Genomic DNA, 13,709 nt, shown 5'->3' with positions numbered 1-13,709 from the left:
GGTTTTGTTCGCGATCATGTCAAATCCGCGCTGACTTCCGTGCGCATAGCCGACGTCCCTGTCGGTCGTGGAGGCATGCCCTCGTTTTCAGCAGCATGGATTGACGCCATGTCACGTGCACCTAGACGCGCCGGGTTCCGGTCCAGAACATCCCTGTCAGATTGGGGCGTCCTAAGCCCCGAATAGAGATGCCGCATTTGTGCTGCAGAGACCCCGTCGGCCTCCATCACGAGGCACACCATCGGATCACCAAGCATTTCCTCAAGGAAGAAGTCGGACAACGCTCTGCCTGTCAGCTTGTCCCTGGCGCGGGCATAGTCCAGATCGGCTAGGGAAACGGTCAGAGATCGCGCAAGCCCCGGATGCGATGTCCGGGGATGAAGTCTCACCAGGACTGAGGCTTTCCAGGCTGCAGGGTCCTGTTGATCCGGGGGTGAAACCAATTCCGTTTCGATCTCGTACTCTCCCGCCGGAAGCGTCTCGTTGAAGCCTGGAACGGTGAACGGGCGGGAAAAAACCGCAACGGTCTTGCTCATCAATTCTTCCATTAGTATGGTCCTTTCCCTTGTTGCTGTGGGTGGTCCGCGCGGCCGTTAAGAATGGGGCGCGTGGCCGGTGCAAATCTCAAGATGTCTTGGATTTCGCTGGTGCTTCCTTGCCAACAGCCTTGGGCTCGTTCTCTTTGGCAGGGGTCTTCGCAGGCTTCGGCTTCATTGCGGCCGCAGCCCTGGCTGTCAGGTCCTTGAAGGACATATCATCGATCCTTTGATTGGCCGACGCCAACTCCTTATCCATGTCGGACCGGGATGCTTGACGCCAGTGTTACTTATATGGGGGTTGGCGACCCCGTTTACGATAGCGCATCAAAAAGGAAGCCAAGGTCAGTCAGGCCAGTTCATCCGTCCAGACCTTGAATTCCGTCAACGTATTTTCCCCAAATGTCTGGGTCAGCGGTACATCGGCGGCATCGCGCCCGCGAGCAATCAAAATTCTCGCGAACTTCGGCTTATTGTTCCGGGGGTCGAACATGTGCCATTCGCCGGAGAGAAAGACCTCAATCCAAGCGGCGAAGTCCCCCGGCGGATGAGGCAGAGGCTCCCCGATGTCGCTCAGATATCCGGTGCAGTAGCGGGCCGGAATGTTCATGCAACGACATAGGGCGATGGCGAGATGGGCGAAGTCGCGGCAGACACCCTGTCGCTCGGCGAGGGTCTGCGATGCGGTACGCGTTGCCTTCGCCTGCATGTAGTCGAAGCGGACATGCACGTGCACGAAATCGCAAATCGCCTGAACGCGTGACCAGCCCGGGTCCGTGGTCTCGAAGAGACCCCACGCCTCCTCCGAAAGAAGATCGGTATCGCAATACCGGCTGCCCTGCAGAAACACGAGTGTCTCGAACGGCAGATCCTGAACTGCGTGCTGCTGCGCGTCCGGGGACGCGGGATCGGGTCGGCCATAGTCGCGGAAGATGCCATCTGTCGACAGGCAGAAGTCGCCCGTCGGAGCCAGGAGGCGCGTACACCAGTTGCCGAAGCCGTCCCGATAGCTTTCGAGCGGCACGCTCGGCTGCGTCACAAGATAGTCGGCACGCTCCAGATCGCCAAAGCGCGAGTAGTGGACGTTCAGCATCGCGATCAGCGGCGTCGGCTGCGGGAAGCTGTAGCGCAGACGGCACCCGATGCTGACGCGCATGCCGGACCCGCCACGACGAAAAATATCCGCTTCACCGCCCAAGGATGCACACCCCATCGGAGAGCCGTAAGCCTCGATTGCAGCCCCACCGGTTGCCGGATCGGTCGATATAAGCGTTCTTGGGCAGATCAATGTCGATGCAAACACCACCATAGCTGGGCGCCTTGGCATCCTGCTGTATCGGCCCCGTGACGTCCTGCGCAAGCACAGGGAAGGCGAAAGACGCTATCACACCGGCAATGACTGGCGTCTTCGCAATCAGCTTCGCGAGGGGATGTCTCATCGCCGCTTGCTCCTCGGCGGACCAGAGTCCGCCGGTTGCCGCACGAATCTTGGATAGCCCAAGCGTGAGCGTTCCGATCAGCCGTGGAGTGGGCGTAGGCGGGGTGCCTCTGGAATTCGATCTCGATGACATGCCTTCGTTCTCGGCCACCTGGATCGAGAAGTCCTGTGGGACTGTCAGATGAATCCTACTAGTCATCGGGGGACGCTATCGGCATGGCGCGGTTCATCCTTCATCGACCGCACTTTCCGGACGCTCCGGCAATCCGTCAACATCAAGGGCGCCTAGGCAGGCCTGCGCGATATCGCGGTCCGGGGCCTCGGTTCCGGGCATCGTCGCCCAGCCGGATGTCATGAGGGCGTCGCGCCTCTGGTAGGTCGAGGCAGACCGGATTGTTGCAAGCTTGTCCGCCCGAGCCGGGTCTGACCGCGCCATGTCGAGGCAGACCGGGACCATTGAGGTGACAACGTTGTCGCGGGACATCGCCATCGCCCTGTCGTTCGAGGTGCCACCGGTCACCCAGCCACCCCAGGAAAATCCGACGATGCCGACACAGGCGGCGCCGATTAACGCGCCATAGATGCCGGGCTTGAGCCATTCGGGAGTATTCATTTTAAGTCCTCCTGCGGAGAAAGCGCCGCTTCGCTGTGTTTGTTTGTTTCGAATATGTCCGCGTCCCAGCGCAGCGCCTCCTTTAGGTCGCTCTCGGTCGTCAATCGGAGCTCACTTCGCCCCGCGTGAGCACCCTTGCCGCGCACCGTCATGTAGGTTGCCGTCCGTCGATAGGCCTCGAAGCTAAGCCCCTGGAGAAGCTCCTCTTCGACAAGAACTTCGTAGTCGCCCGCAGGCAGTTCGCCCGGGTATCCCGGCAAGGTGAACGGGTTCGAAAACGTCACCATCGATCTGGTCGACCGCATGTTCATCTCTGGTCTCCGCGATGTTGGCAGATTTGTCGCCCGCCACTGTTGACGGCCCCTTGGAGTGGGGGACGGACCAGTCGAACGAGTTAATTTCTTATACCCCGGGATCGTCCGACGGGCGCTGACGCATGTTAGTCCCGGGCTCCGAACCGGCTGCGACCTTCCTGGGGGCAGTCACCCGCACTGACCTGTGTAAGGGCGGCGAGACCGACCTGCGCGTATCCTTTGGGAAACAGGGATGATTTGCGTTCCTGCAACCAAGGAATGGAATGACAATGGCCGCCCCCAATTTTCTCAACCCGTACCCGCCCGAGTTCGATCAGTTTCTCTATGCATCCGTCGGCGAGGACCGGAACGGCTACGCCGTGACCGTGCTCTCCACTCTCGCGCGGCTTGGCCTCGATCCATGGAAGGAAACCGCGGAAATGGTCATGCTGGGGCACAACGGCGCGCGGGCACGATTGGGACCGCTGCTCGCCCGATTTCGAGACGTTCCGGCGCTCACCAGCGATCATGGCAGGATTGCACGAGACCTGTGCCAGCTGCTTCCCGAAAGACTAACGCCAGGTGCCCTGCAGCGCGCCGCCTCGACCGTCACAGACAGCCACCCGGGCAAAAGCGGCGCGATCTGGGCAGTACTCGCGATCATCTTTGTACTGTTTCAGATGTTCATGGTTGGCGGGTCGGGGTCAGGCCAATGACCGCCTCAACCACTACCACGACCACGGGCAGACCGGCCCATGCGGCATACAAGTCCGGCACGCTATCGCCTCGTGAACAGAGCGTTCTCTGGGACATGGAGGAACACTTCTGGACCAGTGGTGCTGAAAATGCGCGGACGACGACAGCAACCAACGCCGTTATGGTCTTCCCCTATCCGCCCGGCATCCTTCAGGGTGACCAGATCTGGCCCCATCTTCGCGAAAGGAGCGGCTGGCGTTCCGTCGTCATGGCCGAACGGCGCGTGATACGGTGTCCTGACATTGCCATTCTCACCTATCGCGTCTCGGCAGAGAAACCTGATGTGCCGATCTACAAGGCCCTCTGTGCCTCGACCTACCTCAACGATGACGACACCTGGCTGAGGATCTCCCACCAGCAAACCATTGTGGCCTGAGTGCCGCTGTGTCATTCGACCTGCCGCACGCGCCGGGACTAACCTGCGTCAGTGCGGCGGGGCGTTGATATCGGCTAGGTGAGATGTGCCCGCCAATTATTTGGTGAGGCACTTTTTTTCCGAGCACCCAAGAAGCGTGTTGGCGTGTTGAAACCGAAAGGGTCGGCATGTCGGCGCGCTTCTTATTTCTCGGAACGTCCAGAAAGGACATTCCCAATGACACCCGAACAGACCAAGACGGCCGACAAGATGAAGTCAGTGAAAGCCGCCTGGGACAATGCACCCTCAGGCCCGAAGAAGGATTCGGCGCTTAAGCATTACCAGGCAGCTGAGAAGGCGAAAACGGCGAAGAACGACGCCGAGACTAACAAGGAACTCGACGCGGCGCAGCATTCGCTTGCGTGACAACCAGCGTCTGACCTGAACACCAGGGCCTTCTTATTTCAAGAGCGGGCCGGTCTGATCCAGATAGGCTGCATCAAACTCAGCCAGCTCCACCAACCCGGCATGATCTTCAAAGGACACGCGACCGTCCCGAAAGGTCACCAGTCCACTCTCGCGAAGCTGACGCAAAACGCGGTTCACGTGGATGGCACTCAGCCCCAGCGCATCCGCGAGGTGGTACTGGGTCAGCGGGCAGTCGTACCCACCCTTGGTCCCCATGCCCACCAGCGCAAGCCGCGATCCCAACTCCAACAGAAAATGCGCCATGCGGGCGTCCGCATCACGCCGACCGATTCCGACGAGATGTTCCACGACCATCGCTTCGTCCCGTGACGCCGCCCAGAGTATGGCGGTTGCAAGGCGCGGCGTCTGCGCGAATGCATCCAGAAGGTCGCTCTTCAGCACTTCCGCAGCCTCGATGTGGACGATGGGTTCGAAGCTGTGGTCCGACGTGCGCAAAAGGACGCTTCGCAAGCCCAGAAAATCCCCCGGCACCTGGAAATCCACGATCTGCCGGGTCCCGTCGGCCTGCAATTTGTAGGAACAGACCCAACCCGCGGACAGAATATAAGCGGCCCGAGCCGACTGGCCCTGATGCACCATATCACGCCCCGCGGCGAAGGAGCGCCGCCGCTGGTGCAGTTGTTCAAGGACAGCCAGTTCGACCTCCGACAGGGCGACGAAGGCCGACAGCTTGCGGGTAAGAGGGCTGTGTTCAACTGATGTCATGGGGCCTCCCGGCGTGTCGTGACCCAAGAGCAGAAATCGGCTCGGGCACTGCTCTGGATCAGTCCAGCATAGAACACTTCCTGCGAGATGTACGGATGTATCTGAATCTTACCTTCTCCCAGACTCACGATGCCAACGAAGGAAACTCAGATGTCCACCTCAAGCGAACATGCAGGCCAGGCCGCCCTATCGATCTGCGAGGCGCTCCTGCTTGCCATGAACGATCACGGGTTGCTGCCGGAAAACGAGATCGTGGGGATTCTTCGTGACGCCGCGGCGACCCATGTGAACGCCATTGGCACCGAACTCGAAATGGAAAGGCACCGGGCTGTCGCCGAAATGATCGAAGCGATCATCTCTGGCGGGAACTCTGTTCGACGCCCGTGAAGCAATACAGCGGCGGTCGCGATCCGCAATCTCGCAGTAGAAGCCGGACAGGCTTGTTGGAATGTCCGAAATCGATGCCATGAGCGGCATGATGAAAACTGGCTCAATGCTGATATCCAACGACGCACGACAGAGTTTGTGTTGGCAAGAAACGTCGGTATCCGTCCGACCATTTGAAAGCACAATAAACATGACATTGCAGGGGGACTGTTGCGTTCATCGACGGACTGTTCGACCGCGCCGCCATATAGCCGACGTACAACACTGTTATCCATGCGGCCGTCGTCAATTAACGCAACAGTCCCAGGCCGACAACTGCGGCTGCCAATGCGGCGGTAAATGTGGATCGCATTCTATGAACCGCCCCTTATTTGCCGGAGGCAGATTACTTCATCTCATGCGACCATATCTAACGTGTTGAACTGTGCATAGTACCTCTCTTCTGCTTCAGCGGGCGGGATATATCCGATAGGCTCAAGCAGGCGGCGATTGTTAAACCAGTCGACCCATTTGAGCGTTTCCCATTCGACGGCGGCCATGGTTTTCCATGGACCAAGCCGGTGAATGACCTCAGCTTTGTAGAGACCGTTTATCGTTTCGGCCAAGGCATTGTCATAGGAATCGCCAACGCTGCCAACAGAGGGTTCGATCCCTGCCAGGGCCAATCGCTCGGTATAGCGAATGGACAAATATTGCCCGCCGCGGTCCGAATGATGAATGAGACCACCTTTGTGAACGGGGCGGCGATCATGCAGCGCCTGCTCCAGCGCATCGAGTGCAAAATCTGTTTTTGGTGAGCTGGAAACACGCCAGCCCACGATCTTATCGGCGAAGGTATCGATGATAAAAGCGACATAGACGAAGCCCTGCCACGTTGAGACGTAAGTGAAATCGCTTACCCAAAGCATGTTTGGTGCCGGGGCTCGGAACTTGCGGTTCACCTTGTCTTTTGGACATGGTTGGCTCTTATCCGGTACGGTTGTCTTTTGCACCTTTCCGCGAATAACACCCTGAATATCAAGCCGTTTCATAAGCCTGGCCACAGTACAGCGTGCGATAGTGAACTTCTCACGCTGTAGTTGATGCCAGACCTTCTGGATGCCGTAGACTTCATTGTTCTCTTCCCAAACACGTTTAATCTCAGGGCTAAGATCGGCGTCCCGCTTGGCACGATCCGAGGCCAAGTCTGGGTTTTTGATGATCGCTGCATGCGCATAAAATGTGGACTGGGCGATTGGCAAAACCTTGCAAATCGGCTCGAAACCCAGGTCATTGCGGTGCTCCTCTATGAAGGTAATCATCGTTTGAACGGGCGGGCGAGCTCCGCCTGTGCAAAATACGCTGAGGCCTTTCTCAGGATCTCATTGGCTTGGCGCAGCTCTCGGATCTCGCGTTCCATCGCCTTGATCTGGGCGCGCTCATCAGAGGTCTGCCCGTCTTTGCAGCCGTTATCGATGTCGGATTGTTTGACCCAACGCCGCAACGTGTCCCTGCCACATCCGATCTTTGGTGCGATTGCCATGATCGCAGCAGATTGATTGGCGTATTCATGCTCGTGTTCCAAAATCATCCGAACCGCGCGGGCACGCACCTCAGTCGAAAATCTGTTGGCTCTGCTACTTTTTTCCATGGGCTCCATCCATACTTACTTTGGAGCCTCCGGCAAACTGGGGGCGGTTCATTCAGGCTCATCGTAACCACCAAGGAGTGAAGATGAGACAGAAACCCGGAACCAAGCGGGGCCACGGCGAGAAGGTCGTCAAGGACATCCGCCGCGCGACCCGCAAACAGTATTCGGCCGAGGAGAAGATCAGGATCGTTTTGGACGGCCTGAAGGGCGAGGACAGCATTGCGGAGCTGTGCCGCCGCGAGGGCATAGCCCAGAGCCTGTATTACAGCTGGTCGAAGGAGTTCCTTGAGGCTGGCAAGAAGCGGCTGGCGGGGGATACAGCGCGTGCTGCTTCGACAAGCGAGGTCAAAGATCTGCGCCGTGAAGCCCGTGATCTCAAGGAGGTCGTTGCTGAGCAGGCCCTGGAACTGCGGCTGCTCAAAAAAAGCATGATCGCGGATGGGGACGACGGCGAATGAGGTATCCCGCATCCGAGAAACTGGAGATTATCCGCCTCGTCGAAGGCTCACACCTGCCGACGAAGCGAACCCTGGACAAGCTGGGCATCCCGAGGGCCACCTTCTATCGCTGGTATGATCGGTATCTGGCCGGCGGTCCCGAGGCGCTTGAGGATCGCAGCCCCAAGCCGTCACGGGTCTGGAACCGCATACCCGAGCCGGTCCGCGAGAAGATCAAGGACCTGGCCCTGAAGGAAAGCGAACTGTCGCCGCGGGAGTTGGCCGTGCAGTTCACCGACACGGAAAAGTATTTTGTGTCAGAGGCTTCCGTCTATCGCATCCTCAAGTCTTATGACCTGATCACCAGCCCAGCCTATGTGGTGGTGTCGGCGGCCGACGAGTTCCGGGACAAGACGACCAGGCCGAACCAGCTGTGGCAGACCGACTTCACGTACCTGAAGGTCATCGGCTGGGGCTGGTTTTACCTGTCCACCATCCTCGACGACTTCAGCCGCTACATCATCGCCTGGAAGCTTTGCACGACGATGAAGTCGGGCGACGTCACCGACACGCTGGACCTGGCGCTGCAGGCTTCGGGCTGCGATCAGGCGACGGTGCTGCACAAGCCACGGCTGCTCTCGGACAATGGGTCGAGTTACATCTCGGGCGAGCTGGCCGATTGGCTGGAGGACCGACAGATGGGCCATGTCCGCGGCGCGCCCTATCACCCCCAGACCCACGGCAAGATCGAGCGGTGGCACCAGACTCTGAAGAACCACATCCTGCTGGAAAACTACTACCTGCCGGGTGATCTCCGACAGCAGATCGACGCATTTGTCGATCACTACAACCACCGACGATACCACGAGAGCCTGCAGAATCTCACACCCTCCGACGTATACTTCGGACGGGGCCAGACCATTCTGAAACAGCGAGAAAAGATCAAACGAAAGACCATCGAAACGCGACGCTTGCTTCACCGCAAATCCGCCGCATAATCAAACCAACCAGATGAGCCAGACCCTTTCTTAGATCAGGCCGCCATCGGTCCCAAAATCCCTGACGACGGACACGCCGCACAGCGCCGCGCCATGTCTTTGGCGAAATCCGGGGCAACAGTGGCACAGGCGATCACGGTCGCGCCTTTTTGCAACTGCGCGGCCCAGCCCGCGTCGCCAAACAAAACGCTTTCGGTCTGGGCGGCGTTCAGCACCACCAGAACCAAACAATCTGTCCGCGCTGCCGCATCGGATTGGGGGTCTGACTGGCCGCTTTCTTCGGCGAATTTGGCGGTGGTGTCTGGGTTGATGTCGAACCCGTGAACAATATGGCCCGCGCGCAACAGCGATTGCGCCATGCCGTACCCCATGGACCCGAGCCCGACGATGGAAGTGTGATGAACGGTCATTTCGGAAATCCTCTAATTGGTCCAATGCTGAAGTAATGTCGCGACCGGCTCTGGCGTTGCAAAACAGATCGAATGGCCGCCTTCTATGATGTGCAGCGCTGCATCGGGCATGGCGTTTGCAATATTCTCGGCTCCTGTTAGCGGGGCCTGTTGATCGTAGCGCCCGGCAAAAACCAGCGTGGGCGTTGGTATGTCGGGCAAGGCATCCCAAGCGTTGTGATCTGCGCGGGCGGCCAACAGACGCGCATGATTTTTGGCGTTGTCACCACTGGCCAGAAAGGCGGCCTCGGCCACGATGCGCGTATCAATGCGGTTCTGTGCCTCGGTCGGATCGCTGTCACGCAGGGCGGCAAATCGATCATCCATGATCCCAAGCGCGGCACAGGCGCGGTCATTTGGGTCGGTGATATCGCGCAGCTTCTGGATGGGATAGGATCCCCCCCTGCGCCACCGGCAGACCCGGCAACAAGCGCCATGCGCCGAATGCGGTGATCCGCACGCGCCGCCATATGAAGCGCCGTCATCGCGCCAAAACTTTCCCCCAGCACATAGGCATTTTCCCAATGGAGCGCGTCCAGAATATCCAGCGCATCCTGCGCATAATCCTGCATCGTCCAGGTCCCATCAGGGGCCTCAGTGCCGCCCAATCCGCGCGGATCAGCGGCGGCAACGGTGAAATGCTGCACCAGAGCGCTGTCAAAAACCGGGGCATTGACCGCAAGATCAAAACTGGACCCGCCCAAAAACAAAAGCTCTGGCCCCGTGCCCTCGACCCGAATGTTGAAGGTCAATCCCTTGGTCTTCATCTTGTGCGCGCGGGTCATACCACGGATTTCCAAAGCATCCGCGCCGCAGAAATGGCAAGGAACACCGCAAAGGCCAGTTTAAGTTTGCGCGGCGCCATCAGGTGGGCAATTTTCGCGCCATACGGGGCGGTCAGAACGCTCATGGAAAACAATGTCACCGCCGCAGGCAGGTTCACATAACCAAGCGACCCCGGCGGGCGGCCTTCTACGCCAAGGCCCGCCCAGACAAAGCCACAGACCGCAGGCACCGCAATCGCCAAACCAAAGACCGACGCCGTGGCCACCGCGCGATGCACCGGCACGGACAACATCGACATGACCGGAACCGACAGCGTGCCGCCCCCAATGCCCATCAAGGCCGAGGTAAACCCAATCGGCAGGGCAATTGCGCTTTGTTTTGCGCGGGATGCCGGTGGTTCGGCGGCCAAGGTCAGGGTTTTGGGCAGGGCAAGATTGACCGAAACCACCAGGGCCACAGCGCCAAAGATAAGCGTCAAACCAGCCGAGCCGATGTATTTTGACGCAATCCCGCCAATCAGGGCCCCAAGGAAAATCGCAGGCACCCAGCCGCGCAGGATGGCAGGATCAATCGCGCCGCGTTTTTGGTGGGCCCGCGCCGAAGATATCGACGTGGGGATGATGGTGGCCAGCGACGTGCCAACCACCAGCAACATGGCGATGCTGTCGTCGATCTTGAAAAGCTCGGCCACGATGATCAGCACCGGCACAATGACGATGCCGCCACCAACCCCCAGCAGCCCCGCCAAAACACCCGCCATTGCCCCGGTGACCAACAGCCCGACAACCAGCCCCAAAAGGATCGGAAGTGTGAATTCAACAATCATGTTAAGCAGCTTTCCTGTTTTTAAGGATGCGGATAAGGGGCAGCGACAGCATGCCGAAAGCCGCCATCACCAACACTGCGGCGATTGGATGTCCGACGAAAAAGGCCGAAAACTGACCATCCGTGATGATCAAACCTTGGCGCAGGCTGATTTCCAATGTGGGCCCAAGCACCATGCCAATGACCAGCGGCGCCATTGGATAGCCCTGACGCCGCAGGATAAATCCAAGAATGCCGGCAATCGCCATCACCACCAGATCAAACGGATTGCCGCGCACGAAATACACGCCAACGGTACACAGCAGGCAAATCATCACCAGCATATAGGCCTCTTTGATCCGCAGGATCGGGGCCGCCATCCGCGACACAAGCATACCCAGCGGCAACAGCATCAGGTTGATCACAAAGAACCCCGAAAAGATCGCGGCCATCAAAACCGGGTTGTCGGTCATCAGCCGAATGCCGGGCGTCACGCCATGCAACGTCAGCGTTGCCAGCATAACCGCGGTGATCGCGTCACCGGGGATCCCCAGCGCCATGGTGGGCACCAGCGCGCCGCCGGTCACGGCGTTGTTTGCGGATTCCGATGCAATAAGCCCGTCTGGTTCGCCCTTGCCAAAGTTTTCGCGCGTGGGCGCGGAACGGCGCGCCTCGGCATAGGAAATAAAGGCGGCGGTGGCGGCCCCGGTGCCGGGCAGAATGCCAATGCCGTTGCCGATCAGGACCGATTTGATCAGACCTTTGATCCGCCCCTTCCATTCATGCAGCTTGGGCAAGACGATGCCGTTGAAATCCACCAACGGCGGCTCGCCATCGCGCGATGCGGCGGCCCGGGTCAGCACTTCGGACAGGGCAAAGACCCCAATCACAACCGCCAACAGGTTGAACCCCGCGATCAATTGGAACTGGCCAAAGGTAAACCGCGCTTCGCCGGTGATCGGATCGCCGCCAACGGTGGACAAAAACAGCCCGATGAACCCGGCGATCAACCCTTTGACCAACGAACCTTCGGACACCGACACGATACATGTCAGCCCCAACAGGATCAGCGCAAAGGTTTCAATCGGACCGAAATTCAACGCAAAGGCCGCCAGTTGCGGCGCCGCAAAGATTAACACAACAGCAGAGGTCAGCCCGCCCACAACCGAGGCAATGGTGGACCAGCCCAGCGCTTTGCCCGCCTCGCCCCGTTGCGCCATCGGATAGCCATCAAGGCACGTCGCGGCAGATTGCGGTGTGCCGGGTGTGTTGATCAGAATGGCCGAAATCGACCCGCCGTAAACCGACCCGGCATAGATCGCCAACAACAACAGGATCGCCGGTGCCTGACCCATGGTCAACGTAAAGGGCAGGATCATGGCCACCGCCACAGTTGATCCGATACCGGGCAATGCGCCCAAAATAATGCCCAACATGGTGCCCAGCGTCAGGACAATCAGGCCCTCAAACGTCAGGATAAGCCCCAGGGCCTCAGGAATTGATTGAATCATCGGTTCGCTTTCATATCCACCAGAAAAAGGGCGAGCTGGGCAGCGGCATTTTCAAAACATGATTGAAAAGCCCGACAAGCGCGCCAGCGCCACAGAGCGGAAAGAGAATGATTTGCAACGGGTTGCGCAGGCCAAGCGCCAATAGGATGACCAAACCAACGGCAAACGAGCTGATGAAATAGCCCAACGACATCACCACAAGAACATAGGCGACAAAGGCGATGCTGATGATCACAACCGGCCAAATCTCTATCGGGTACTGTTCTTCGGGTGTATGCAGATCAACCGCCATATTCAGCGCCGCCAACCCAAGCAACACGATAAGAATGATGCGCGGAAAGAACATCGGGCTGAAGGCGCCACCAAGATCCGCAAAATCAAGCCCAAAAGTCGAAACAACAAGCCCCGCTGTCAAAACCAGAATAATGATCGAAAAAACACGACGTTCCGTGAAAACAGGTGCCATCGGATTGCATCCTTTTGATCAGCCACCCCCGGATCAGACCCGAGGGCGGCTTTGTCGATAAAGTTCAGAGACCTGCCGCTTCGATCAGCGATGCGTTGGCGTCGTATTGCGCGCGGAAAAAGGCATCAAATTCGGCGGCGTCGCGGTAGCTCAGCACTGTGCTGGTGTCTGCCGCGAATTTCTGAAATCCGTCCGAATTCATCGCCGTTTCACAAGCATCCGACAGCGTGGATGTTACATCGGCGTCCATGCCCGCAGGTCCAAACAACCCGCCCCAGAGGTACAGCTCGTTCAACGGTGCGGCGATGCCCACCTCGGCCGCGGTGGGCACATCGGGCAGGCTGTCCAAACGTGTGCTGTTGAACACGACAAGCGGGCGGAAATCGCCCCGCGTCATGAGCAATTCTGTGTCGCCAAAGAATTGGATCGTGCCCGCCGCCATAGCCTGAAGCGCGGGGCCAGAACCTTGAAACGGCAGGTGCTTCATATCGTCAATCAGGCCAAGCCCGGAAAACGCAGCAACCGTTGTCAGATGGGTGATGGCACCGGGGCCAGACGAACCATAGATGTATTTGCCCGGTGCGTCCTTGACGGCGGCAACCACATCCTGAATCGTTTCAAACGGGCTGTCCGCCTGGGTAAAGAGCACAGTCGGAGAGGCCGCCACCGAACAAATCGGCGTCCAGCTATCAACACCGTAGGGGACGTTTTTGATCTGGGGCTGGATGGTGGACACCGTGACCGACCAATAGCCAAGCTGATAGCCATCCGGCTTTTGCCCGGCAAGTGCAGCCGCGCCAACCGTACCGGACCCACCGGCCATATTGGACACAAATGCATCGCCATCCAGCGCTTCGGCCAGATGGGGTGCAAGCGCGCGCAGCAACAAATCCGTGCCTCCGCCCGCATTGAACGGCGCAACAAGGTTGATCGGACGCACAGGATAGTCCTGCGCGAATGCCGCACCTGCGGCGGCGGTCAGGGCAAGGGCTGCGATGGTTTTCTTCAACATTGGATGTGTCTCCTCCCAAAGAATCTTCATTGGTAACGTTGTCA

At 58.8% G+C, this 13,709-nt stretch carries 17 protein-coding genes and 1 other annotated feature; of the genes, 5 read left to right on the top strand and 12 right to left on the bottom strand.

Features of this window, described 5'->3' with window-relative positions; genetic code table 11:
• Positions 1–14: 14 nt before the first annotated feature.
• The 4 genes from AC0L4F_RS14495 to AC0L4F_RS14480 all read right to left on the bottom strand — a co-directional run bounded on the left by AC0L4F_RS14495 (position 15) and on the right by AC0L4F_RS14480 (position 2,898).
• Complete coding sequence (locus tag AC0L4F_RS14495; protein ID WP_244689441.1) at positions 15–548, bottom strand: hypothetical protein; 534 nt, start codon at positions 546–548, stop codon at positions 15–17.
• A gap of 337 nt (positions 549–885) precedes the next feature.
• Entirely contained in the window at positions 886–1,692 is an 807-nt protein-coding gene (locus AC0L4F_RS14490; RefSeq protein ID WP_473446630.1) for a transglutaminase-like domain-containing protein, read from the bottom strand.
• Positions 1,693–2,200: 508 nt separating this feature from the next.
• Entirely contained in the window at positions 2,201–2,587 is a 387-nt protein-coding gene (locus AC0L4F_RS14485) for a hypothetical protein (RefSeq protein ID WP_244689437.1), read from the bottom strand.
• On the bottom strand, positions 2,584–2,898 hold the full coding sequence (locus AC0L4F_RS14480; RefSeq protein ID WP_244689435.1) for a hypothetical protein: 315 nt from the start codon (positions 2,896–2,898) through the stop codon (positions 2,584–2,586). Before AC0L4F_RS14480 ends, AC0L4F_RS14485 begins: the two co-directional genes overlap by 4 nt.
• 272 nt (positions 2,899–3,170) lie before the next feature.
• Here AC0L4F_RS14480 and AC0L4F_RS14475 point away from each other — a divergent pair, with 272 nt between their 5' ends.
• From AC0L4F_RS14475 to AC0L4F_RS14465, 3 genes are all read left to right on the top strand, one after another.
• Positions 3,171–3,596: a hypothetical protein gene (locus tag AC0L4F_RS14475; RefSeq protein WP_244689432.1), complete on the top strand. Its 426-nt coding sequence runs from the start codon at positions 3,171–3,173 to the stop codon at positions 3,594–3,596.
• Positions 3,593–4,012, top strand: coding sequence for a hypothetical protein (locus AC0L4F_RS14470; RefSeq protein ID WP_244689430.1), 420 nt, complete (start codon positions 3,593–3,595; stop codon positions 4,010–4,012). Before AC0L4F_RS14475 ends, AC0L4F_RS14470 begins: the two co-directional genes overlap by 4 nt.
• Before the next feature lie 216 nt (positions 4,013–4,228).
• Positions 4,229–4,417 carry a hypothetical protein gene (locus tag AC0L4F_RS14465; RefSeq protein ID WP_244689428.1) on the top strand — a complete coding sequence of 63 codons (189 nt, stop codon included), beginning with the start codon at positions 4,229–4,231 and terminating at the stop codon, positions 4,415–4,417.
• A gap of 33 nt (positions 4,418–4,450) precedes the next feature.
• Here AC0L4F_RS14465 and AC0L4F_RS14460 read toward each other — a convergent pair whose 3' ends face one another.
• On the bottom strand, positions 4,451–5,185 hold the full coding sequence (locus AC0L4F_RS14460) for a Crp/Fnr family transcriptional regulator (RefSeq protein ID WP_244689426.1): 735 nt from the start codon (positions 5,183–5,185) through the stop codon (positions 4,451–4,453).
• A 150-nt stretch (positions 5,186–5,335) separates the two neighbouring features.
• Between AC0L4F_RS14460 and AC0L4F_RS14455 the strand changes: the two genes are divergently transcribed.
• On the top strand, positions 5,336–5,572 hold the full coding sequence (locus AC0L4F_RS14455; protein ID WP_244689424.1) for a hypothetical protein: 237 nt from the start codon (positions 5,336–5,338) through the stop codon (positions 5,570–5,572).
• 395 nt (positions 5,573–5,967) lie between these two features.
• On the opposite strand, the gene AC0L4F_RS14450 is transcribed toward AC0L4F_RS14455, so the two are convergent.
• Positions 5,968–7,202, bottom strand: a protein-coding gene (locus AC0L4F_RS14450) for an IS3 family transposase (RefSeq protein ID WP_244689421.1) whose coding sequence is annotated in 2 segments (ribosomal slippage) — positions 5,968–6,908 and positions 6,908–7,202 — 1,236 coding nt in all. Because the reading frame shifts where the segments join, the coding sequence is not laid out codon by codon here.
• Positions 6,801–6,915: a sequence feature (AL1L pseudoknot), on the bottom strand. (Overlaps the previous gene by 115 nt.)
• Before the next feature lie 83 nt (positions 7,203–7,285).
• Here AC0L4F_RS14450 and AC0L4F_RS14445 point away from each other — a divergent pair.
• Positions 7,286–8,637, top strand: a protein-coding gene (locus AC0L4F_RS14445; RefSeq protein ID WP_244689419.1) for an IS3 family transposase whose coding sequence is annotated in 2 segments (ribosomal slippage) — positions 7,286–7,622 and positions 7,622–8,637 — 1,353 coding nt in all. Because the reading frame shifts where the segments join, the coding sequence is not laid out codon by codon here.
• A gap of 35 nt (positions 8,638–8,672) precedes the next feature.
• Here the strand turns inward: AC0L4F_RS14445 and AC0L4F_RS14440 are convergent.
• The 6 genes from AC0L4F_RS14440 to AC0L4F_RS14415 all read right to left on the bottom strand — a co-directional run bounded on the left by AC0L4F_RS14440 (position 8,673) and on the right by AC0L4F_RS14415 (position 13,665).
• Positions 8,673–9,047, bottom strand: a complete 375-nt coding sequence (locus AC0L4F_RS14440) for an NAD(P)-binding domain-containing protein (protein ID WP_244689417.1) — start codon at positions 9,045–9,047, stop codon at positions 8,673–8,675.
• A gap of 137 nt (positions 9,048–9,184) precedes the next feature.
• The gene (locus AC0L4F_RS14435; RefSeq protein ID WP_473446628.1) at positions 9,185–9,853 is read right to left on the bottom strand and encodes an alpha/beta fold hydrolase; all 669 of its coding nucleotides are present in this window, start codon (positions 9,851–9,853) and stop codon (positions 9,185–9,187) included.
• Between the two features lie 14 nt (positions 9,854–9,867).
• Positions 9,868–10,698 carry a sulfite exporter TauE/SafE family protein gene (locus AC0L4F_RS14430; RefSeq protein WP_244689413.1) on the bottom strand — a complete coding sequence of 277 codons (831 nt, stop codon included), beginning with the start codon at positions 10,696–10,698 and terminating at the stop codon, positions 9,868–9,870.
• A 1-nt stretch (position 10,699) separates the two neighbouring features.
• Positions 10,700–12,187, bottom strand: coding sequence for a tripartite tricarboxylate transporter permease (locus AC0L4F_RS14425; RefSeq protein ID WP_244689411.1), 1,488 nt, complete (start codon positions 12,185–12,187; stop codon positions 10,700–10,702).
• Between the two features lie 10 nt (positions 12,188–12,197).
• Positions 12,198–12,653 carry a tripartite tricarboxylate transporter TctB family protein gene (locus AC0L4F_RS14420; RefSeq protein ID WP_244689409.1) on the bottom strand — a complete coding sequence of 152 codons (456 nt, stop codon included), beginning with the start codon at positions 12,651–12,653 and terminating at the stop codon, positions 12,198–12,200.
• Between the two features lie 64 nt (positions 12,654–12,717).
• On the bottom strand, positions 12,718–13,665 hold the full coding sequence (locus tag AC0L4F_RS14415) for a tripartite tricarboxylate transporter substrate binding protein (RefSeq protein WP_244689406.1): 948 nt from the start codon (positions 13,663–13,665) through the stop codon (positions 12,718–12,720).
• Positions 13,666–13,709: the final 44 nt, after the last annotated feature.

Source organism: Marinovum sp. J2-8, assembly GCF_055808435.1.
The sequence above is the reverse complement of the archived record's forward strand: the minus strand, read 5'-3'. Positions and strand labels throughout refer to the sequence as shown.